Source organism: Pseudomonas sp. LBUM1679, from assembly GCF_059695565.1.
Genome location: NZ_CP166774.1, coordinates 7,108,803 through 7,129,991, shown reverse-complemented (window position 1 = coordinate 7,129,991; position 21,189 = coordinate 7,108,803). Strand labels below are relative to the sequence as shown.

Sequence of the window (21,189 nt, the reverse complement as noted above, 5' to 3'; positions counted from 1 at the left end):
TCAAGCTGCAAGCGGCTGGAAAGACGCGTGCGATACCAGGACTTATACATAACTGCTTGAAGCTTGCAGCTTGAAGCTTGCAACTTTCGCGGAGCGAAACCGATGATTAGTAAAGAAGGCCTTACCCATCACATCTCTGCGCAGTTCAACGCCGAGCTCGAGGAAGTGCGCAGCCACCTCCTGGCCATGGGCGGGCTGGTGGAAAAGCAGGTCAATGACGCGGTCACCGCGCTGATCGAGGCTGACTCCGGCCTGGCCCAGCAAGTTCGCGAGATCGACGACCAGATCAATCAGATGGAACGCAACATCGACGAAGAATGCCTGCGTATCCTGGCCCGTCGTCAGCCGGCGGCGTCCGACCTGCGCTTGATCATCAGCATCTCCAAGTCGGTGATCGACCTGGAGCGCATCGGTGACGAAGCGACCAAGATCGCCCGTCGCGCCATTCAATTGTGCGAAGAAGGCGAAGCGCCACGCGGTTACGTCGAAGTGCGCCACATCGGCGACCAGGTGCGCAACATGGTTCGCGACGCACTGGACGCCTTTGCCCGTTTCGACGCCGACCTCGCGTTGTCGGTGGCGCAATACGACAAAATCATCGACCGCGAATACAAGACTGCATTGCGCGAGCTGGCCACCTACATGATGGAAGACCCGCGTTCTATTTCGCGAGTCTTGAGCATTATCTGGGTGCTGCGTTCGCTGGAGCGGATTGGCGACCACGCGCGCAACATTTCGGAACTGGTGATTTACCTGGTGCGCGGCACCGATGTGCGTCACCTGGGCCTTAAGCGCATGAAAGAAGAAGTTGAAGGTACCAGTGGCGAAACCGCTAATGTTCCGGGCAACGCTGACGATAAGTAAGATGCCCCGAGAAAAGCGCCCGGCCCTTTGGCCGGGCGTTTTTGTTTGTGGTTTACCTGTTTGAAAGCAGCGCCCGCGAACGAAAAGTCCCGGCGTGACTGCAATGCTGTTCTGTAGGAGCAGCCGGTCGACGCTCGATTGCTCGCGAAAGTCGTTAACGATAACGCGTGTTTACTGACTAAATGCGGCGCTCTTGCGTCCATCGTCGGAACGCCGCCCGGAGCAAGCTCGCTCCTACAGGTTTCTGGCATTGTGCCGTCAGCGAAGGGCAATGCCTGCCGGGATTTTTAGAGGGGTGGTGGATGAGTAAGGTCAGTGTATTGGTCGTGGACGACGCGTCGTTCATTCGTGACCTGGTGAAGAAGTGCCTGCGCAACTACTTCCCGGGCATCCGCATCGAAGAAGCGGTCAACGGCAGGAAAGCTCAGTCCTTGCTGGCACGGGGGACGTTCGACCTGGTGCTGTGCGACTGGGAAATGCCGGAAATGTCCGGCTTGGAACTGCTGACCTGGTGCCGCGAGCAGGACCACCTCAAGACCCTGCCATTCGTGATGGTGACCAGTCGCGGCGACAAAGAGAATGTCGTCCAGGCGATCCAGGCCGGCGTTTCCGGTTACGTCAGCAAACCCTTCACCAACGAGCAGTTGGTGACCAAGGTCAAGCAGGCTCTGAACAAGGTCGGCAAGCTCGATACCTTGATCAACAGCGTGCCGAGTAAAATGAATTCGGCCTTCGGTAATGATTCCCTGAATGCATTGACGGGCGGCACGTGCGCTGTGGTCGCGCCATCTGCCGTCGCAGCGGCGCCGACTGCAGCGTCTCGCGGCTTGCTCAACAGCCCACCGGTCAAGGCGCCAGCGTCCTCGGGACTCAGCGGCGGTCGCGGCCAGGGCCAACTGCGTTTACCCAATGGCATTGCCCAGTGCGTGATCAAGGCCTTGAGCCTCAGGGAAGCACTGTTGGTGATCAAGCGCACCGACACCCTGCCGCAAGTCCTCGACTGCGCCGTGCTCGATCTGGAACAGGGCGACAACGCTGAAACCGCCCGCCTGAACGGCTACCTGCACGCCATCGTCGCCCACGAGCCCAAGCCCGACAGCCAATGGTTGCAGCTGACGTTTCGCTTTGTCGATCAGGATGCGCAGAAGCTGGACTACATTTCTCGGTTGATTGCGCGTGGTACGGCGCAGAAGCATTTCATTCCTGGCGCGTAACCTTCGTCGCCTGCCAGTCCCCCATCGCGGGCAAGCCCGCTCCCACAGGGTTCACACGATACCTGTGGGAGCGGGCTTGCCCGCGATGGGGCCTTTGAATCCACCATACATCTCCTTGGCTGCCCATTTTGAAACATCTGCCCACTACCCGGGTCCATTGCAGCTGCTAGGCTCATCCCCCAGGCCTTACTCGACAGAATCTTGCCCATGCTCGCGCGCCTGCTGTTTTTCTGTGGTCTTTTCCTGGCCTCCACCTCGGCTATGGCCATTACGATCTACAAGTCCAAAGACGCCCATGGCGTGGTCTCCTACAGCGACCGCCCCACGCAGGGCGCCCAGGTGTTCGTTTTTCGCGATCGCATGGTCGAGCGCCTCGAGCGTCAGGTGTACCTCGATATCAAGAAGCAGAAGGGCATGGACAGCGTTTACGTGCGCAATGACCTGTATGCCCCGGTCGAGATCGAATTGAGTTTCGCCGGGTTGAAGAACGTCAGCGGCGCACCGAGCCGGCCGATCCGCCGGGTAATGCCGGCGCGCAGCAACATTCGTCTGGCGCTGCTCACCGCCACCCTCGCCGGAAAGCCTCTGGTATATGCCTCAAGGTTCCAGTATTCCCTGGGCGACCCCTCAGGAGCCGCCATGGCCTATCGTTATCCGTTGCCCTGGCGTGGCGGGCCGTTTCGCTTGAGTCAGGGGGCCAATGGTCAATACAGCCACTTCGGTGCCAAAAGCCGTTACGCCATGGACATCGCCATGCCTGAAGGTACGCCGATCATTGCGGCCCGGGGCGGGGTGGTGGTGAAAACCGAGAACAGTCAGACCGGCCGTGGCACCGATCCATCGGGGAATTTCGTACGGGTGCTGCACGATGACGGGACCATGGGCGTGTATTTGCACCTCAAGCAAGGGTCGGTGAGCGTTCGCGAGGGGCAGCGGGTTTCGGTGGGGAGTGCGCTGGCGCTGTCGGGCAACACCGGCAACAGCAGCGGGCCGCATTTGCATTTCGTGGTGCAGCGTAATACCGGGTTGGGACTGGTGTCGATTCCGTACCAGTTCAATCAGCCGGTGGGGGCGTTGCCCAACTTTGCGTTGGGCGGTAGGAGCCGGCTTGCTGGCGATGAACGGTAACGCGGTATAACAAAGACACCGCAGCGCTCCTGATCGCCAGCAAGCCGGCTCCTACAAGGGCATGGCTCAGTCCAGCATCAACACCTTGGCCAGCACAATCTTCGGCCCTTTCATCTTCTTGATGATGATCCGCAACCCTTCGACTTCCAGCACTTCTTCCTCTTCCGGCACCCGTTTCAGGGTTTCGTAGATCAACCCGGCGAGGGTTTCGGCTTCGATGTGGTCCAGGTCGATGCCCAGTAACCGTTCAACCTTGAACAGCGGCGTATCACCCCGTACCAACAGCTTGCCCGGCTGGTAAGCGAGGATCCCGCGTTCGGCCTTGCGGTGTTCATCCTGAATGTCGCCCACCAGCACTTCCAGCACGTCTTCCATGGTCAGGTAGCCGATGATGTTGCCGTCGGCTTCTTCGACCAGGGCGAAGTGCGAGCCGCCCTTGCGGAACTGCTCCAGCAGCTGCGACAGCGGCATGTGCCGCGACACGCGCTCCAGTGGGCGAGTCAGCTCGGCGAGGTTGAACGATTCGGGAATATGGTCTAGGGCCGCCAGCTCCAGCAGCAGGTCCTTGATGTGCAGCAGGCCGACGAACTCCTGGCGATCGCTGTCGTACACCGGATAACGGCTGAATTTGTGGCGACGGAACATCGCCAGGATTTCCTTGAGCGGTGCGTTGAACTCCAGGGTCACCAGGTCTTCCCGGGAGTTGGCCCAGTCGACCACTTCCAGCTCGCCCATTTCCACCGCCGAAGCCAAGACGCGCATGCCCTGGTCGCTCGGGTCCTGACCGCGGCTGGAGTGCAGGATCAGCTTCAGTTCTTCTCGGCTGTAATGGTGCTCATGGTGCGGGCCGGGTTCACCCTGGCCGGCGATCCGCAGGATCGTGTTGGCGCTGGCGTTGAGCAGGTAAATCGCCGGGTACATGGCCCAGTAGAACAGGTACAGCGGCACTGCGGTCCACAGCGACAGCAGCTCGGGTTTACGGATGGCCCAGGATTTGGGTGCCAGTTCGCCGACCACGATGTGCAGGTACGAAATGATGAAGAACGCCGTGAAGAACGATACGCCCTTGACCACTTCGGCGGACTCTACACCAACGGCGCTCAGTAACGGCTCGAGAATGTGGGCGAACGCGGGTTCACCGACCCAGCCAAGGCCCAGGGAGGCGAGGGTGATACCCAGTTGGCACGCCGACAGGTAAGCATCGAGCTGACTGTGTACGGTGCGCAGAATGTGTCCGCGCCAGCCGTTCTTTTCAGCGATGGCCTCGACCCGGGTCGAGCGCAATTTGACCATGGCGAATTCCGCCGCAACGAAAAAGCCGTTGAGCAAAACCAGGATCAGAGCAAAAAGAATCATGCCGAAATCGGCGAAAAGTGTCGCGAGGGTCAAGCCAGGGGATGGGTCCATGATGGAGTTTTGCGGTTTCCGTGTATTCAAAAAAGGGGGAAATGCGGTGCCTGAAGGGCAGGCACAAGTCAGCCAATGTAGCGGCTGACTCAGCGATTGCCTAGTGGCGCGTGCTGGCCGGTATCAGTCGGCGGGGCTGATGACCCGGGTTTTGCTGACCTGGGCCGGCGCAAAATGGCAGGTAAAGGTGCTGCCATGGCCCGGCACGCTGCTGATTTCCATCCGCGCGCGGTGACGCAGCAGCACGTGTTTGACGATGGCCAGCCCGAGCCCGGTGCCGCCGGTGTTGGAGTTGCGGCTGGAATCGACGCGGTAGAAGCGTTCGGTCAGGCGCGGCAGGTGTTTGCTGTCGATGCCGATCCCGGAATCCTGCACGCTCAGGTGCGCGCCTTGCTCATCGCCCCACCAGCGAATGCGGATATTGCCTTCGGCCGGGGTGTATTTCACCGCGTTGAACACCAGATTCGAAAATGCGCTGCGCAATTCGGCTTCGCTGCCCTTGAGCAAAATGGTCGGGTCGGCTTCCAGCGTGATGCGCTGGTTTTTTTGGCCCGACAGCTGTTGAGCATCGCTCTTGATCGATTGCAGCAAGCCGTCGATCGCCACTGGCTGGTTGTCCGACGGGTAATCGGTGGCTTCCAGCTTGGCCAGCAATAGCAAGTCGTTGAGCAAGGTCTGCATGCGCCCGCCTTGCTGCTGCATTTGCTGCAAGGCACGGGACCAGCGCGGGTTCACGTCCTCGACATTGTCGAGCAGGGTTTCCAGGTAGCCGCAGATCACCGTCAGCGGCGTGCGCAGCTCGTGGGAGACGTTGGCGATGAAGTCTTTGCGCATTTGCTCCAGCTGATGAATGCGTGTGACGTCGCGCACCAGCATCAGGTGTTCGTTGTTGCCGTAGCGGGTGATGTACAGCTGAATGCGCAGGCGATCGTTGATCGGTGAAGGGATTTCCAGCGGCTCGGCGTAGCTGTCCTGCTCGAAGTATTCCTTGAAACGCGGATGGCGTACCAGGTTGGTCACCGGCTGGCCGCTGTCTTGTGGCGTCTTGAGGCCGAGCAGGGTTTCGGCGGCGCGGTTCCACCATTCAAGGTTGCCGTCGCTGTCGAGCATGATCACCGCGTCTTTCAATGCGGCGGTGGACTCCTGGACCCGGTCGATCACCGCTTGCAGGCGCCCGCGAACCCGTTGGTCGCGGCGTTGCAGGTGGTAGATGCTGTCGAACACTTCACCCCACAGGCCATAGCCGTCGGGCGGCGCTTCGTCGGGTTTGTGCAGGCGCAGCCATTCGTGCAGGCGCAGCAGTTGCTTGAGGGTCCAGGCCAGGTACAGGCCCAGGCCCGCGGCGAGGCTCCAGCCGTAGTAGCCGGAAATCAGGCCGATCACCAGGCAGGCGGTGACCAGCAGCAGCATGTGGCGGATCAGGGTGCCATGCCAGTTTTGGTTCACTAAAAGCGCGTCCTTGTCAGCTTGTCGGGCACAGATCAGGCTTTGGTAGAAAACCGGTAGCCGGTGCCGCGCACGGTTTGTACCAGATTTTCATAGGCATCACCGAGGGCTTTGCGCAGGCGGCGGATATGCACGTCGACGGTGCGCTCTTCGACATAGACGTTGCCGCCCCAGACCTGGTCCAGCAACTGACCACGGGTGTAGGCGCGTTCCTGGTGAGTCATGAAAAACTGCAGCAGACGGTATTCGGTCGGGCCCATCTCGGCGGGTTTGCCGTCGATGGTCACGCGATGGCTGATCGGGTCCAGCAGCAGGCCGCCGATTTCGATCGGCGCCTCACCGTCGGTAGGCCCGGCACGGCGCAGCACGGCCTTCAGGCGCGCCACCAGCTCGCGCGGGGAAAAGGGTTTGGTGATGTAGTCGTCGGCGCCGACTTCCAGGCCCTGGATCTTGTTGTCCTCTTCGCCCTTGGCGGTGAGCATGATGATCGGGATGTCCCCGGTCAGCTCATCGCGCTTGAGGCGGCGGGCCAGTTCGATACCGGACGTGCCCGGCAGCATCCAGTCCAGCAGAATCAGATCCGGCTTGCGGTCGACGATGATGGCGTGGGCTTGCTGCGAGTTTTCCGCCTCCATGCAATCGTAGCCGGCCATTTCCAACGCAACGGCGATCATTTCGCGAATGGGCGCTTCGTCGTCGACGATCAGAATGCTCCTGCCAACCATGCGTTAATCCTCTTGTCATTTAACTGTCTTGCGCCGCATTAGATAACGGAATTATTGCAGTCGTGTGACAGCATTTTAGTCGCCCGGCGATTGTCATGATCCTGAACTAAGCTTTAAGTCCGAATCCTGACAACCACAAAAGGAAGGTTTTCATGAAACAATACCCGCATTCCTTCAAAGCCCTGCTGTTGGCCGCTGCCCTGGCATTGCCGACAATGGCCTTTGCTGCCGAGCCGGTCATGATGAAAGACGGTGTGATGGCCGACCATAAGGGCATGACCCTGTACACGTTTGACAAGGATACTGGCGGCAAGTCGGTGTGCACCGGTCAGTGCGCGGAAAACTGGCCGCCGTTCAAGGCAGAAGCAGGTGCCAAGGCCGAAGGTAAATGGTCGATCGTCAAGCGTGACGATGGCACGATGCAATGGGCCTATGACGGCAAGCCGCTGTACTATTTCATGAAGGACAAGAAGCCGGGAGACAAGGAAGGCGACAAGATGAAGGACGTTTGGCACGTCATCACCAACTCCGGGCCGAAAATGTAGGCTCTGTAGGAGCGAGCTTGCTCGCGAAAAACGTAAGGGCAACGTGGTTATTCAGATCGTACGCGTTATCGTTAACGTTCATCGCGAGCAAGCTCGCTCCTACACAAAACAAATTTCGCCTGCGAAGCGTGCGCTACCTCACTGCAACCCGTAATCCAGCACAATCCCCACAAAAATCGCCAACCCCGCCCAATGGTTGTGCAAAAACGCCTTGAAGCATCGCATCCGGTCCTTGCCGCGGGTGTACCAGAATTCCCACGCAAAACAGCCCGCCGCCGCCAGTAATCCAAGATGGAACCAGCCGCCCAACTCGAACTTCGAGCCAGCCAGCAGCAGGCAACCCAGCGCCAATCCTTGCAGGGTCAAGATGATGACCCGGTCCGCCTCGCCGAACAGAATGGCCGTGGACTTCACGCCGATCCTCAAATCGTCATCGCGATCGGTCATGGCGTAATAAGTGTCGTAGCCCACTGTCCACAGCAGGTTGGCGATCCACAGCAACCACGCCGCGGCGGGCAGTTCGCCGGTTTCGGCGGTGAACGCCATCGGCATCCCCCAGGAGAACGCCGCACCCAGCACTACCTGCGGGTAATAGGTGTAGCGCTTCATGAACGGATAACTGAACGCCAGCGCCAAGCCACCCAACGAGAGCCAGACCGTGGCCGCGTTGGTGCAGAGCACCAGCAGGAAGCTCAGGCCCATCAGCAGCGCGAAAAACACCAGGGCTTCCCTGGAGCTGATCTTGCCGCTCACCAACGGTCGCTGTTCGGTGCGTTTCACATGGCCGTCGACCTTGCGATCGGCCCAATCGTTGATCACGCAACCACCCGCGCGCGTCAGCACCACGCCGAGGACGAAAATCACCACATTGGCCAGGGACGGCGAACCTTTCCCTGCAATCCACAGCGCCCACAGTGTTGGCCACAACAGCAGGTAAATGCCGATCGGCTTGTCCATGCGCGTCAGCTGAATAAAGTCCCAGGCCCGAGGGTTCACGCGATTCAGGGACTTGAGCAGGCTCTGGTACATCAGCAATTCTCCGGATGGGCGCGGGTGGCGCGCCACAAGGTCGGCAGGAAAATCTCGGCCACCAGCACGCTCAAGGCCCCACGGTCGAAGCGCGAGCGACGGCCCCACAACTCAGGCGCTCGGGAATCTGCCGGCAGCCACTCCTGAGGATAGTGACAAACCTCGATGGCCCGACGCTGGAACGCCTGGTCGCAAAACAGCAATTCACCCAGAGAACGGCTGCCCAATTCGTCCATGTGCAAACCGTCGCCCTGCAACGCCCTGCGCGACGCCACACTGCGGGCAAAGATCCAGGCTTCGCCATGCCCGCGCAGATACACTTCGCGCACCCAACCCTCGCTGCCTTCGGCCAGGTCCAGCGCGGCACATTCGTCGGTGCGCAGTGGCTGCCAGCCTTCGAACAGCGGTGTGACACTGAAACCGTCATTCGACAGACGGGTCAGCCGACGGGTCAGCGAACCTTCATCGAACAGCCAGTCGAGGGTAGACGTATCGGGGAGGGGCGTCAGCCGGCTTTGGGAGAGCCAGAGAGGCGTCGCGCAGGGGGATTTTGAGTGTTGCACAGTGAGTCATTATTGGCAGCAAATGAGGCCGCGAGCTTACCATGTCGGTCGGCGATTTTGATTGATTCGCCCCTTCGTTGCGCCGAAGGCTTGCATCTGCCGGGCCCGATCAGTACAAAACGCCCCTGAGCCGGACGGCAGCACTCCAACCATCGACCGTTCGCGCCGGCAAAAGCCTGAATCTGAGGATGTACCTGAATGAAAAAGTGGCAATGTGTGGTCTGCGGCCTGATCTATAACGAAGCCGACGGCTGGCCGGATGACGGGATTGCGCCGGGCACCCTGTGGCAGGACGTGCCGGAAGACTGGCTGTGCCCGGATTGCGGCGTGGGCAAGATGGATTTCGAAATGATCGAAATCAACTAAGACTTCAGAGGAGTAAGGAATGAACGCACCTGTCGTGATCGTCGGCACCGGGCTGGCTGGCTACAACCTGGCCCGGGAGTTTCGCAAACTCGATGGCGAAACCCCGCTGCTATTGATTACCGCAGATGACGGACGCTCCTACTCCAAGCCGATGCTCTCCACCGGCTTTGGCAAGAACAAGGACGCCGATGGCCTGAGCATGGCGGAGCCGGGCACCATGGCCGAACAGCTGAAGGCCGAAGTGCGTACCCACACCCGTATCAGCGGCATCGACCCGGGCCACAAGCGCCTGTGGATCGGCGAAGAGTCGGTGATCTACCGCGACCTGGTGCTGGCCTGGGGTGCAGAAACCGTACGCGTACCCATCGATGGCGATGCGGCTGATTGCGTGTTCCCGATCAACGACCTGGAAGACTACGCCCGCTTTCGCGCGGCAGCGGCCGGCAAACGTCGGGTGTTGTTGCTCGGCGCTGGCCTGATCGGTTGTGAATTCGCTAACGACCTGATCCTCGGCGGTTACCAGGTGCAACTGGTTGCACCCTGCGAGCAGGTGATGCCGACCCTGCTGCACCCGGCCGCCGCCGCGGCGGTCCAGGCCGGGCTGGAAAGCCTGGGCGCACGCTTCCACCTCGGGCCGGTGCTCAACCGCCTGCAGCGAACCGCTGACGGGCTGGAAGCGCATCTGTCCGATGGCCAGGTGATTCCTTGCGATGTGGTGGTGTCGGCCATCGGCCTGCGCCCGCGCATCGACCTGGCCGCTGCTGCCGGTGTGCAGGTCAATCGTGGGGTGGTGGTCGACCGACACCTGAAAACCTCCCATGCCAATATCTACGCGCTGGGGGATTGCGCCGAAGTCGATGGGCTGAATCTTCTGTACGTCATGCCCCTGATGAGCTGTGCGAGAGCACTGGCGCAGACCCTCGCCGGAAATCCCACCGCCGTGAGCTACGGCCCGATGCCGATCACCGTGAAAACTCCCGTCTGCCCATTGGTGGTATCGCCACCACCACGGGGCACAGAAGGCGTCTGGACGGTTGAAGGGCAGGGGGCCGACCTGAAGGTTTTATGTCGCGATGCCAACGGAAAGTTGCTCGGTTATGCGCTGACAGGCGCGGCAGTCATGGAAAAACTGGCACTGAACAAAGAGCTTCCGCCACTGCTGGCGTAAATACCGGTCGTTCTGTCGGAATCACCCCGCTTTTGCCCCTACAAAGGTCGCGCCGAGACTGGCGCGGCCCTGCCGTGCGTGCCATCCTCACTCCTGTCTGCCGCAGAGTAGAGCATCTGCGGCGCCTTGGGCGCTGTTCCAACGAGAACGGCACGGACATAACAACAAAAACCGTCAAAGGGGCTTCACTAATGCGTAAACCAGATCTCGCCGCTGCAATCGCGGAAAAAGCAGACCTCACCAAAGAGCAGGCCAATCGCGTCCTCAACGCCGTTCTCGAAGAAATCACCGGCGCTCTGCACCGCAAGGACAGCGTCACGCTGGTGGGCTTCGGGACCTTCCTGCAACGCCATCGCGGTGCACGTACGGGCAAAAACCCGCAAACCGGTGAGCCAGTGAAAATCAAGGCCAGTAATACCGTTGCGTTCAAGCCGGGCAAATTTTTGAAAGACAGCGTTAATCCGTAATACGTACCGACTTCTCGCGTAGCGGGCGAGCGGGGTAAAAAATGGGCACGCCAACGAGGTTGGGTGCCCATTTTTTATCCGGCACGACGCTGGTCTTTGTAGGAGCTGGCTTGTCGGATCGCCGCACCGCAGCGAAGGCGGTGTGTCAGGCGATATTGCCTTAAATGTCTGAAAAACTATAGGGCTGAAGCTCGGTGATCTGAGATAGCAGTGTCAGATGCTCCACCGCCTTTACTTTCTCTAGATGATCGAGAGTGTCCGGGCCGCCGAACATCAGTGCTGGAACAAAGCCGTACATTTCGTCGTGACGAAGAGTTCCGAGCTTTTTCTTTGCCGGTTTGAACAGGTCGCCATAATCGTTGGAGTCCACATTCCTTGAAAGTACAAAATTTTGTAATTCTCTGTCCATCCCCTCACTCGTAATGTCGAAATTTTTAATAACAACCCGAGAAAGAACACTTGTTATCTTAAGCGAAAATCCCGTTTTTTCGCCCCAGAGATACAAGTCGCCAAAGGCGCCACGGGCAATCAGGTGGTAGGTATCAAGTGCTTTGAATTCCGTCCCCTCAAGCCATGACGTTACCACCCCCTGGTATTCTTGAGGATTCACTATCCAAAAAATGCCATCACCGTAACCGCACCAGCCGTGTTCGGCCCAGTATTCCAACAGCTGATCAGGCAGCTTGCCTCTATAGCGCTCGATGCTTGACGCTGGTACTACCTGCCGATCAACAGGGCCGCCGAACGTTTCCAGAAAAATTGAAAACACCTCATCCATTGCTTTTTCCTTAACATTTATGAAATCACAATGAGATAGGTGTTACTGATCGGTGATTTCTTGGAAAGCTGCGCTTTGATGCCTGCTTTAAAGATCTGAAAAGCTGTACGGCTGAAGCTCGGTGATCTGAGACAGCAGTGTCAGATGCTCCACCGCCTTTACTTTCTCCAGATGATCGAGAGTGTCCGGGCCGCCGAACATCAGCGCTGGAACAAAACCGTACATTTCGTCGTGACGAAGAGTGCCGAGCTGTTTCTTTGCGGGATTGAATAAGTCGCCATAATTGTTGTACCTCACTTCCGTGGAAAGCAAGAAATTTTGCAGCTCTTTATTCAATTGCTCCCCTGCAAATATCGAGGTATGGGTTGTATATCGTGAAAGACAACCGGTAATAGTAAGTGAAGCACCCGTTTGTTCACCCCAGAGGTGCAAGTGGCCAAAGGCACTGCGAGCAATTAGATGATAGTTATCAAGCTCTTCAAATTTTGTCCCTTCAATCCAGGACGCCACCACCCCATCATATTCCTGAGGATTCACGATCCAGAAAATCCCCTCACCATAGCCGCACCAGCCGTGTTCGGCCCAGTATTCCAGCAACAGATTTGGCAGTTTACCTCTATAACGCTCGATACTTGACATCGGTACTTCCTGCCGATCAACTGGTCCACCAAATTTCTCTATAAACCTTGCAAATATTTTATCCATGCAACGCCCCTTGGTTAGTTAGAGCTTTGCAGCCTTGTGTTGATAAAAGTTGAATTTCGTATTGGAACAACTCTGTCTCCGTAGGTTTGTACTATGACGAGCGCTGAGTTTTGACGCGGCGCGACACGGGATGCATTCCCACGCAGGAGCGTTAGGAATGATCATTTTAAAGGTCCGAAAAGCTGTAGGGCTGAAGCTCGGCGATCTGAGACAGAAGTGTCAGATGCTCCACCGCCTTTACTTTCTCTAGATGATCGAGGGTGTCCGGACCTCCGAACATCAACGCCGGAACAAAACCGTACATCTCGTCGTGACGCAGGGCGCCCAGCTTTTTATTAGCTGGCTTGAACAGGTCGCCATAATCGTTGGATTCAATATCAGTGGATAGCAAAAAATCTTGAAGGTCCCGATCCATTTCTTCACTTGTAAGGTCGAAGTTATGGATAACACATCGAGAAAGAACACTGGTTATCTTAAGTGAAAACCCCGTTTTTTCACCCCAGAGGTACAGGTCGCCAAATGCGCTACGGGCGATTAGATGATAGGTATCCCGCTGTTCCAGATTTGTCCCTTCAATCCATGATTCCACCACCCCCTCGTATTCTTGAGGATTGACTATCCAAAAAATCCCGCTGCCGTAACCGCACCAGCCGTGTTCGGCCCAGTATTCCAACAGCTGATTTGGCAGCTTACTTCTATAACGTTCGATACTTGATACCGGTACTTCCTGCCGGTCAACGGCCCCCCCAAACTTCTCTATAAATCTAGCAAATACTTTATCCACGTGATGCATCCTTTTTAATTAACATTTATGTAGTTTTACATTGAGAAAAGTTGACTCTCGCATTGATTGGGGTACGTTTTCAGCAGCAGTCTTCAAATGTGCGATTTTCGGCCTCCACTGAGGACCGATACTGGAATTCACTTGTCGATCACCAAAATCCGCAATGACGTCCTTGCCACCAGCGCTCAGATCAGGATTATGCAGTCCTGCAAGGTTTGACATCGTTTCCTTGGCTTTTTTGATTGCAGCGGCTTCCGCCTCGAGCGGGTCTAGGTTTCGATAGTCCTTTTGAAATCGCTTGCTTAGCGTATTCTCTAAATCCTTCCGTGCCCTTCTAGCCGCCGCCCGGCTGCGCTTCACAGGATTAGCAATATTCTGCAAGTACTCATCAATCGTCAGCCGATTCAGCCCGTCCTCTTGCCCCTTCAACTGCCGCTCGAACTCTCCGATTTTAGACGCTGGTAGCTTGTCCGCTTTGAAACATTCGACTTTATGAAGCGGCATCGCGTTCGGTTTGTCACGGGGGGCGTCTTTTTCTTTTGCTGATGGACGATGTGCGGGTGGCCCTTGCTCCTGCGGGCCAAGTGCACCTTTGCGCGGTGCCGAGGTTTGCAGGTCGGGTCGTTTTTTCAGTGCGTCTTCATGCTTGAGCATCCATGCGCCCAGCCGCGCACCTTTGGGGCTTGCTCGCATTTCCTGGGCAAGGATGTGGGCATTGCCTCGTCCACGGGTGATGTAGGCAACGATGGCGCCCAGCAGCAGGGCGACGACCTCCACATGCCCCAGCGCGATGTCATGTGCGGCGCTTCTTTGGGCGAACGGATCGTCCCGGCTGAACGGGTTTAACCCTTCCTCACCCCGTGGGCCTTTCCACGCGGTGTTGATGCCAGTCAGGTAATACTCGCCAATGCGCGGCAAACCCTCGACGAAAAACTCGGCGATGGACGTCAGGCCGAATATCCCCAATATCCAGGTGCTGGCTTGCAAGCCCATCGCGGCGCCGGCGGCTCCCATGGGAATGGCGCCAGCCCCTCCCAAAAACGCGCCTGCACCTGCACCGATTGCCCCTCCGGTCAGCACACTGCCGGCAACGATCATTGCCATCTGGGTGACGACATCGACCAGCTCGTTGAGGATGCTGGCGATGTCGAGGTCAGCGAACCGTTGCCTCAATAGGCGGCCAGTTTCCCACTCCGCTTGGATGAACGCAGACCTGACGCTATTGATGCGACGGATGTTCAGAGAAAGTGAGGGGGCCGGCTCGTTGGAATGTGTGCGATAGCGGGCTCCTCCCTGGAACCCCATCTCATGCGTTATACGGTTTTCAATCTCGCGCCATGTGGGCACGATATGCGATAAAAACATTCGAGAGTCTTCCTGACAATTCGCCCGTTAGTGCGTTGATAAGCCCGGTGTCCATTACCGAATTACGCTAACAAGTTATTGAAAGGGGTGATGTAGGAAGGGTCTTTTGCCACTGTCGGAAACTTCCCTTATTTCGGGATGTTGCATTGGTGACCGGCAATGGCATGCTTCAAGTTGCAACGTGATGGGGTGTCGTTACGCAGTGGGACGTTTGTTGTTTCTGAAGTGATTAGCAACATTGTGTAGGAGCAGGCTTGTTCGCGAAGGCGGACTGGTGTCCGACATCGATGTCGACTGACACGGCCTCTTCGCTGGCAAGCCAGCTCCTACAGGGTTTTGTGTTGAACACAATAATCGTGCACGGCAGCGATTCCTGTGGGAGCGAGCTTGCTCGCGAAGGCGGACTGGCATCTGGCATTGATGTCGGCTGACACAGCCTCTTCGCGGGCAAGCCTCGTTCCAACAGGTGGATATCCCAGTGTCTCTTTATGCCTCGACCGCAGGCTCCGCCGGATTCGGTGAGTCGATGTGATCCAGTGCTCGTTCCACCAGTAGATATACGCCGTCGGCCATTCTGCTGATTGCCAGGGCAACGGAACGGCTTCGGCCTTCTACGTCGTCGGCAAGGTCTGCGGCGATGGCGCTGATGGACAGCAGGTCTTCTGAGGCGTTGGCCAGGAGGGCTTCGGTATGGATGTCGGGGGCGACGGTGAAGAGTTGGCCGTTTCGGGTTTTGGTTCTGGATGGACTGTCTTTGTCAGGACGGGTGTTTGGGTTTTTCATAGTGATGAACCTCATGGATTAACAAGTTTTCTCCCGAATGACGGACTTGCACATCCGTGTCACCGATTTTGCGATGACGGCCAGAGGTTAGCGGCAAAAGGTGAGGTGCGGATAGTTCATGGCGGGCGCCGCGGTTTGCAGGAAATTTCCGAAAAGATTGAGGGGATCAAGATCAAAAGATCGCAGCCTGCGGCATCTCCTACATAGAGGGCGGGTTCGTCGCTGAATGGGTGCGTTTCGTTAATGACTTGGTAGTCATCGGCGTCAAAAAATACGGCATCTTCTGCTATCGCAATCGATGGTGGCGTTCTGACTTGAAGTCGCTAAACTGCGCTGGCCGTTCATTTTTTCTTGAGGCTGTGCGCATGAAATTTCGTTTTCTTCTGTGGATGCTGGGTCTGTTGATGGCTAAGGCCAGTCGGACTAATCCTGCGTTCCAGCAGCAGTTGGGTGACAAGGATCTGGTGTTCCAGCTGCAGACCCTGGATGGGAAAGTGGCGCGGCATTTCCGGGTGAAGGATCAGCGCATTACCAGCAAGTCCGGCGTGTATGCCGAGCCGGCGTTTGCGATTGCCTTTAAAGATGCCGCCTATGGCTTCGCCACGATGCAGGCGAAGAACAAGCAGTTGGCATTCATGACCGGGATTCAGGACAAGTCGATTCAGATCAAGGGCAACCCGGCACTGGTGATCTGGTTCCAGGGATTGACCAAGTATTTGAAGCCGAGGAAGGCGAAGGCCAAGGCTTGAGTTCGAGCGACTGAAGACGTGATTGCCTGTCCATTGGCTTGGCCCGTCACCGATTTGGCTCGCGAAGACAATTTAACTGTCATTTCTAACAGGTGATGGTGGATTCGTTTGAGTGCTCAATTGAGTGAGATGCCCCACGGACATCTTTCTAAACTCAGTCAGGGAGTACGGCATGAACCAAATGTCAGGAACGCAAGCAGCGGGCACTCTTGATCCGTCCTTTGGTACGAATGGCGTGGTGAGCATGCCGGAAGGGGCAACTGCGATCCTCGCTCTGGCTAATAACAAGTTAATGGTTATTACAGAATGGGTGAGTACCTCATTACCCTACAGGGTAGCGCGCTTCACTGAGTCGGGAGCACCCGATGGGTCGTTCGGAACCGGCGGCGTAGTTGAAGTTGCTTTTGAAACGGGAATCAATTTTTACCCTAGTCAAATACATGCACTGCAAAATGGCGGGTACCTGATCACTGGCGCGCGCAAGAAAGCTTCCGACACGTTAATTGTTGTCCGCTTGCTAGAGCACGGTGCCCTTGATACCTCCTTCGGTGACGGTGGCGTCGTTACTCTTAGAGCCTTAGATGCTGGCGGAAGCTCCAATATACTTGGCTTTGTTGATGAGCAGAAAATGGTAGGTGATGTCGACGTGATCGGCCACCCTTGGATAAGTGTCTCCGAACATGACGCAAAGATCTATTTGAGCGCTTCCCTCCGTTCCAACAATGGTTACAAGGGAATTGTGTTCCGCCTTGATGAAAACGGTTCGAGGGACTCGAGCTTTAGTGGCGGCCACGTTTTAATTGAAGTGCCTGACGCTCATGTAAGTCTCGGGTCTTTGGCAGCCCAAGGGGGCGGCGTGCTGGTAGCGTGTGCCAGCTTCGCCTCCAATGGCCCCGAAGGGGACGCTTTTGTCATCCGCTATGACGAAAGTGGAAAGGTCGATACATCGTTTGGAAATCGTGGAATTTTGATGATCCCCAACGGTAATGAGGAGCGGAGGTCTCGCCTCACCTCCATGGTATTAAATCCTGACGGTGACATCCTGGTGTCTGGTTACTCGGTTAAGGGTGACGTCATTGAAGGGCTGATAAGCGTCCTCAATCCCAACGGTAGTTTCCACCTTATCTTCAACAAGGGTGAACCTTTGCACTCCGATTTTTTGGGGAAATTGCTCTTCTGGGAGTGTCATTGGCAGCAGGATAAAAAAGTCATTGTGGCCGGGAATGGCGATGAAGGTTGCCTGGTGGTCGCACGTTATAACCTTGATGGGTTGTTGGACTTGTCGTTTGGAGGCCAAGGCTGGGCTGATTTCCGCCACAGGTCGAATGCGATACACCACAACAGCGACCTAACGGCAGATAACAAAATCGTAATTCTTGGAGAGGCTCGGCCTAATGAGGGGTTTGCGGTGCGTTACCTGGGATGACGCTGAACAAAGCCAAGCCTGAGATTTGTCGGGTAGACCGAGTTGTATTCATCGCGGGCAAGCCCCGCTCCCACAGGGATCACCTTAATCCCGTGGGGGCGTGGCTTGCCCGCGAATGCTTTCAGGGCTGGGTGAACTGCGAAGCCAGTTCGCGCAGCAGCATTTCAGCTTCCAGCACTTTACGGACGACGTCGTTGGCTTTGTCGCGGCTCAGGCCCAGGCGTTCCAGCAGGGCGTCCGGGATGTCTTCGACCGGGCCGGAACCGACGCCGCGGCTGCGCAGCAGGCGTACTGCCAGGCAAACGAGGTTCGGGTATTCGGCGTAGGCGCCATCGTAGCTGGGGTCGTGCTGGAAGCGCAGGGCGGTGACCAGTTCATCGGGCATGTCCCAGTAGCGCATCAGCCACGCGCCGATCTGTTCGCGACTGATGCCCAGCAGGTGTTGCTCCACAAAACTGTGGGGCAGGTGCGGGTTGACCTCCAGGTGGCGGCAGATCAGCGAGAAGTGCGGTGGGAACACGTGGGCCAGCAACAGGTAGCCGAAGTTGTGCAGCAGACCCGCAAGGTAGGTCAGGCCGGCTTCGGGACGCTGGGCGCGGGGCATGGCGCGGGTCAGGCCTTCGATGACGGCGGCGGTGTAGATCGACTGCTGCCAGTACGGCGTGGTCTGTTGCGGGTGATCCTTGGGCAGGCTCAGGGTTTTGCCCAGGGCCAGGCCCAGCGCCAGGTTGATCACCAGGTCGAAACCCAGCACCCGGACGATGGCGTCTTCCACTGAGCGGATCTTGCTCGGCGAGGCGTAGTAGGGTGACGCCGCCCAGCTGATAACTTGTGCGGCCAGGGCCGGGTCGGTTTCCACGACGCCGGTGATGTCGTCGATGGTGGCGTTGGGGTCGACGCGCAGCTTGATGATTTTCTGCGCGGTCGTGGCCAGGGGTGGAATTTCGATGGTCTCTTCCAGGCGTTGCTGGATGCGTCGCGCAGTGAACGCCTGGACGGCCTGGGTGATTTCCTGGCGGTCATCGTCAGGCCGATCGATGTTCGGGCGGATGCTGGTCAGGGTTTCGCCGAAGTGGGCGGCACTGGCTTTGGTCAGCAGGGTTTTGAAGTCTTCGCGGGTGACTTCCAGCCATACGCTCGGCTCCCCCGAGTCGATCAACACTGTCGGTTCGCGCAGCAGGCTTTCTTCGTACAGGCACGGCAAACTGCTCAGCGCCGGCAGGCCGGGCAGCAGGCTCAGGTTGTGTTTGCCGAGCATTTTAACCCGACGTTCGCTGGACACGGCGGTCAGGCGGCGACCTGTGAGTTCGGCGAGGCGGTTGAGGTCCAGCAATTGGCTTTGAGGGAACAGCACCATGAGCGTGCCGACCGTATCGTCGACCAGAACCGCCTGCACTTTGCGCGCGGCGTTCAGGCCGTGGTGGTCGAGGACTTCATCAAAGGCAATGCCCTGCTTGCCCAGCAGCAGCCGAATTGCAGACGGCGTATGCGGGGTTTCGGGGGCGAGGGCAGCGTCAGTCATGGTGTAGATCCGTTCTCGAACAGTTGCAGGAGTATAACCATCATGTTTAACACGCCGGTCCGGAAACTGCGACGCTGCTCACACTTGGCCGTATTGCTGCCCATGGCGTAGCCAGCGGTCGAGCAGCGGGCTGACGTGATCCGGCCAGCGCTCCAGCAGCGCCTGCGCCGCGTCGCGCACGGCAGGCAACAGATCGGCGTCGCGCATCAGGTCGGCGACCTTGAACTGCAGCAGGCCGGTCTGGCGCGTGCCGAGCATTTCGCCGGGGCCGCGCAGTTCGAGGTCTTTTTCGGCGATGACAAAACCGTCGTTGGTTTCGCGCATGATGCCCAGCCGCTGACGACCGATCTGTGACAGCGGTGGATGGTAGAGCAACACGCAATGGCTGGCGGCGCTGCCCCGACCGACGCGCCCGCGCAACTGGTGCAGCTGCGCGAGGCCGAGGCGTTCGGGGTTTTCGATAATCATCAGGCTGGCATTGGGCACGTCGACGCCGACTTCAATCACGGTGGTCGCGACCAGCAGTTGCAGGTTTGCGGCCTTGAATTCGGCCATGACGGCGGCTTTCTCCGCGGGCTTCATGCGGCCGTGGATCAGCCCGACCTTCAATTCGCCAAGGGCGGCGGTGAGGTCTTCATAAGTGGTTTCGGCAGCTTGGCAGGTCAGCTCTTCCGACTCTTCAATCAGCGTGCACACCCAATAGGCCTGGCGCCCTTCGGCACAGGCGCCGCGCACCCGTTCGATGACTTCGACCCGCCGGGTGTCGGTGACCAGCACTGTGTTTACCGGTGTGCGACCGGGCGGCAGTTCGTCGAGGATCGAGGTGTCTAGGTCCGCGTAGGCGCTCATGGCCAGCGTCCGCGGAATCGGGGTGGCGGTCATGATCAATTGATGCGGGCACATCCGCCCGCCGACGCCTTTCTGCCGCAAGGCCAGGCGCTGCTGCACGCCGAAGCGGTGCTGTTCGTCGATGATCGCCAGCGCGAGGTTCTTAAACTGCACTTCGTCCTGGAACAGCGCGTGGGTGCCGACCACCATGGGGGTGCCACTGGCGATCTGTTCCAGCGCGGCCACGCGGTTCTTGCCCTTGAGTTTGCCCGCCAGCCACGCCACTTCGATGCCCAGCGGTTCGAGCCAGCGCTTGAAGGTGATGAAGTGCTGCTCGGCGAGGATTTCGGTGGGTGCCATCAGCGCCACTTGATACCCGGCTTCCAGCGCCTGCAAGGCGGCGAGGGCGGCGACCACGGTTTTGCCCGCGCCGACGTCGCCCTGAATCAGCCGCAACATGGGTTCGTGCTGGCTGAGGTCGTAGGCAATCTCGTTGCCGACCCGTTGTTGGGCGCCGGTCGGGGTGAAGCCCAGGTTGGCCAGGTACTTGGCCGGCAGTTTCGTCGCTTTCGGCATCGCCGGCGCACGCAAGGAACGCATGCTCTCGCGCAGACGCTGCTGGGACAGTTGATGCGTCAGCAGTTCTTCGAACGCCAGACGGTGCTGCGCCCAGTGATGGCCGAGGGCGAGTTCGTCGACATCGGCATCGGCCGGCGGGTGATGCAGGTAGCGGATCGCATCGGCCAGCGGCGCCAATTGATAGTCGCGCGCCAGTTCGGTCGGCAGCCAGTCGGGCAGGCTGGTCGGGCCGAGCATCGTCAGGGTCTGCATGCACAGTTGGCGCAGGCGTTGCTGTGTCAGGCCTTCGGTGAGCGGGTAGACCGGGGTCAGGGTTTCATCCACCGGCGGCGGCTCGTCACCGGTGATGGCGCGGTATTCCGGGTGGTAGATTTCCAGCCCCGACGCCCCGGGCCGTGCTTCGCCGTAGCAGCGAATGCGGGTGCCGCGCTTGAGGCCTTCTTTCTGGGCGTTGCTGAAATGGTAGAAGCGCAGGCTGAGCCCGCCGGTGCCATCCTGCAAGCGCACCACCAGGCTGCGGCGTCGGCCCATGACCACGTCCGCGCCGCTGACGGTGCCTTCGATCACCGCATCTTGCCCGGGCCGCAAGTGGCCGATCGGCACCACTCGGGTACGGTCCTGATAACGCAGCGGCAGGTGAAACAGCACGTCCTGGAGATTCTCCAGGCCGACCTTGGCCAGCTTCTCGGCCATGGCTTCGCCGACACCCTTGAGTGCCGTCACCGACACTTGCGACAGCTCGGTCATG

20 protein-coding genes and 1 pseudogene are annotated in these 21,189 nt (G+C 58.4%); 9 read left to right on the top strand and 12 right to left on the bottom strand.

Translation table 11 applies throughout. The features are described 5' to 3' along the window. Positions 1–102 precede the first annotated feature (102 nt). The 3 genes from phoU (at position 103) to ACA062_RS32710 (ending at position 3,206) form a co-directional block, all read left to right on the top strand. On the top strand, positions 103–864 hold the full coding sequence (gene phoU, locus ACA062_RS32720; protein ID WP_497454623.1) for a phosphate signaling complex protein PhoU: 762 nt from the start codon (positions 103–105) through the stop codon (positions 862–864). A 302-nt stretch (positions 865–1,166) separates the two neighbouring features. Next, positions 1,167–2,078: a response regulator gene (locus ACA062_RS32715; RefSeq protein WP_497454622.1), complete on the top strand. Its 912-nt coding sequence runs from the start codon at positions 1,167–1,169 to the stop codon at positions 2,076–2,078. A 207-nt stretch (positions 2,079–2,285) separates the two neighbouring features. Further along, positions 2,286–3,206 (top strand): peptidoglycan DD-metalloendopeptidase family protein, encoded by a 921-nt coding sequence (locus ACA062_RS32710; RefSeq protein WP_497454621.1) that lies wholly within the window; start codon positions 2,286–2,288, stop codon positions 3,204–3,206. Positions 3,207–3,272: 66 nt separating this feature from the next. Here ACA062_RS32710 and ACA062_RS32705 read toward each other — a convergent pair whose 3' ends face one another. The 3 genes from ACA062_RS32705 to phoB all read right to left on the bottom strand — a co-directional run bounded on the left by ACA062_RS32705 (position 3,273) and on the right by phoB (position 6,784). Continuing rightward, a complete protein-coding gene (locus ACA062_RS32705) occupies positions 3,273–4,613 on the bottom strand; it encodes a hemolysin family protein (RefSeq protein WP_497454620.1) in 1,341 nt (446 codons plus the stop codon). Between the two features lie 123 nt (positions 4,614–4,736). Then, complete coding sequence (phoR, locus tag ACA062_RS32700) at positions 4,737–6,023, bottom strand: phosphate regulon sensor histidine kinase PhoR (protein ID WP_497457527.1); 1,287 nt, start codon at positions 6,021–6,023, stop codon at positions 4,737–4,739. 71 nt (positions 6,024–6,094) lie between these two features. Further along, the gene (gene phoB / locus ACA062_RS32695) at positions 6,095–6,784 is read right to left on the bottom strand and encodes a phosphate regulon transcriptional regulator PhoB (RefSeq protein WP_128874514.1); all 690 of its coding nucleotides are present in this window, start codon (positions 6,782–6,784) and stop codon (positions 6,095–6,097) included. A gap of 152 nt (positions 6,785–6,936) precedes the next feature. Here phoB and ACA062_RS32690 point away from each other — a divergent pair, with 152 nt between their 5' ends. Further along, positions 6,937–7,329 carry a COG4315 family predicted lipoprotein gene (locus ACA062_RS32690; protein WP_138963407.1) on the top strand — a complete coding sequence of 131 codons (393 nt, stop codon included), beginning with the start codon at positions 6,937–6,939 and terminating at the stop codon, positions 7,327–7,329. Between the two features lie 138 nt (positions 7,330–7,467). Here the strand turns inward: ACA062_RS32690 and ubiA are convergent, their stop codons facing one another. Both ubiA and ACA062_RS32680 read right to left on the bottom strand, forming a co-directional pair. After that, positions 7,468–8,358 carry a 4-hydroxybenzoate octaprenyltransferase gene (gene ubiA / locus ACA062_RS32685; protein WP_497454619.1) on the bottom strand — a complete coding sequence of 297 codons (891 nt, stop codon included), beginning with the start codon at positions 8,356–8,358 and terminating at the stop codon, positions 7,468–7,470. Further along, a complete protein-coding gene (locus ACA062_RS32680; protein WP_497454618.1) occupies positions 8,358–8,921 on the bottom strand; it encodes a chorismate--pyruvate lyase family protein in 564 nt (187 codons plus the stop codon). Before ACA062_RS32680 ends, ubiA begins: the two co-directional genes overlap by 1 nt. 198 nt (positions 8,922–9,119) lie before the next feature. Between ACA062_RS32680 and ACA062_RS32675 the strand changes: the two genes are divergently transcribed. The 3 genes from ACA062_RS32675 (at position 9,120) to ACA062_RS32665 (ending at position 10,922) form a co-directional block, all read left to right on the top strand. Continuing rightward, positions 9,120–9,287, top strand: a complete 168-nt coding sequence (locus ACA062_RS32675; RefSeq protein ID WP_007954349.1) for a rubredoxin — start codon at positions 9,120–9,122, stop codon at positions 9,285–9,287. Between the two features lie 19 nt (positions 9,288–9,306). Continuing rightward, complete coding sequence (locus ACA062_RS32670; RefSeq protein ID WP_497454617.1) at positions 9,307–10,455, top strand: NAD(P)/FAD-dependent oxidoreductase; 1,149 nt, start codon at positions 9,307–9,309, stop codon at positions 10,453–10,455. 191 nt (positions 10,456–10,646) lie between these two features. Continuing rightward, positions 10,647–10,922 carry an HU family DNA-binding protein gene (locus tag ACA062_RS32665; RefSeq protein WP_024616330.1) on the top strand — a complete coding sequence of 92 codons (276 nt, stop codon included), beginning with the start codon at positions 10,647–10,649 and terminating at the stop codon, positions 10,920–10,922. A 160-nt stretch (positions 10,923–11,082) separates the two neighbouring features. Here the strand turns inward: ACA062_RS32665 and ACA062_RS32660 are convergent, their stop codons facing one another. From ACA062_RS32660 to ACA062_RS32640, 5 genes and pseudogenes are all read right to left on the bottom strand, one after another. Then, positions 11,083–11,700 (bottom strand): GAD-like domain-containing protein, encoded by a 618-nt coding sequence (locus ACA062_RS32660; RefSeq protein WP_497454616.1) that lies wholly within the window; start codon positions 11,698–11,700, stop codon positions 11,083–11,085. Positions 11,701–11,787: 87 nt separating this feature from the next. Beyond that, entirely contained in the window at positions 11,788–12,405 is a 618-nt protein-coding gene (locus ACA062_RS32655; RefSeq protein ID WP_497454615.1) for a GAD-like domain-containing protein, read from the bottom strand. A 166-nt stretch (positions 12,406–12,571) separates the two neighbouring features. Then, positions 12,572–13,189, bottom strand: a complete 618-nt coding sequence (locus ACA062_RS32650; protein ID WP_497454614.1) for a GAD-like domain-containing protein — start codon at positions 13,187–13,189, stop codon at positions 12,572–12,574. A gap of 18 nt (positions 13,190–13,207) precedes the next feature. Beyond that, positions 13,208–14,554, bottom strand: a complete 1,347-nt coding sequence (locus ACA062_RS32645; protein ID WP_497454613.1) for a DUF6861 domain-containing protein — start codon at positions 14,552–14,554, stop codon at positions 13,208–13,210. Positions 14,555–15,040: 486 nt separating this feature from the next. After that, positions 15,041–15,283 (bottom strand): annotated as a pseudogene (locus tag ACA062_RS32640) (DUF6124 family protein); the annotation flags it as partial. A 419-nt stretch (positions 15,284–15,702) separates the two neighbouring features. Here ACA062_RS32640 and ACA062_RS32635 point away from each other — a divergent pair. Next, positions 15,703–16,086, top strand: coding sequence for a helicase (locus tag ACA062_RS32635; protein WP_497454612.1), 384 nt, complete (start codon positions 15,703–15,705; stop codon positions 16,084–16,086). 172 nt (positions 16,087–16,258) lie between these two features. Next, positions 16,259–17,512, top strand: coding sequence for an NHL repeat-containing protein (locus tag ACA062_RS32630; protein ID WP_497454611.1), 1,254 nt, complete (start codon positions 16,259–16,261; stop codon positions 17,510–17,512). A gap of 121 nt (positions 17,513–17,633) precedes the next feature. Here the strand turns inward: ACA062_RS32630 and ACA062_RS32625 are convergent, their stop codons facing one another. Both ACA062_RS32625 and recG read right to left on the bottom strand, forming a co-directional pair. Continuing rightward, positions 17,634–19,034 carry an aminoacyl-tRNA deacylase and HDOD domain-containing protein gene (locus tag ACA062_RS32625; RefSeq protein ID WP_497454610.1) on the bottom strand — a complete coding sequence of 467 codons (1,401 nt, stop codon included), beginning with the start codon at positions 19,032–19,034 and terminating at the stop codon, positions 17,634–17,636. A 78-nt stretch (positions 19,035–19,112) separates the two neighbouring features. Next, positions 19,113–21,188 carry an ATP-dependent DNA helicase RecG gene (gene recG, locus ACA062_RS32620; RefSeq protein WP_497454609.1) on the bottom strand — a complete coding sequence of 692 codons (2,076 nt, stop codon included), beginning with the start codon at positions 21,186–21,188 and terminating at the stop codon, positions 19,113–19,115. Position 21,189: the final 1 nt, after the last annotated feature.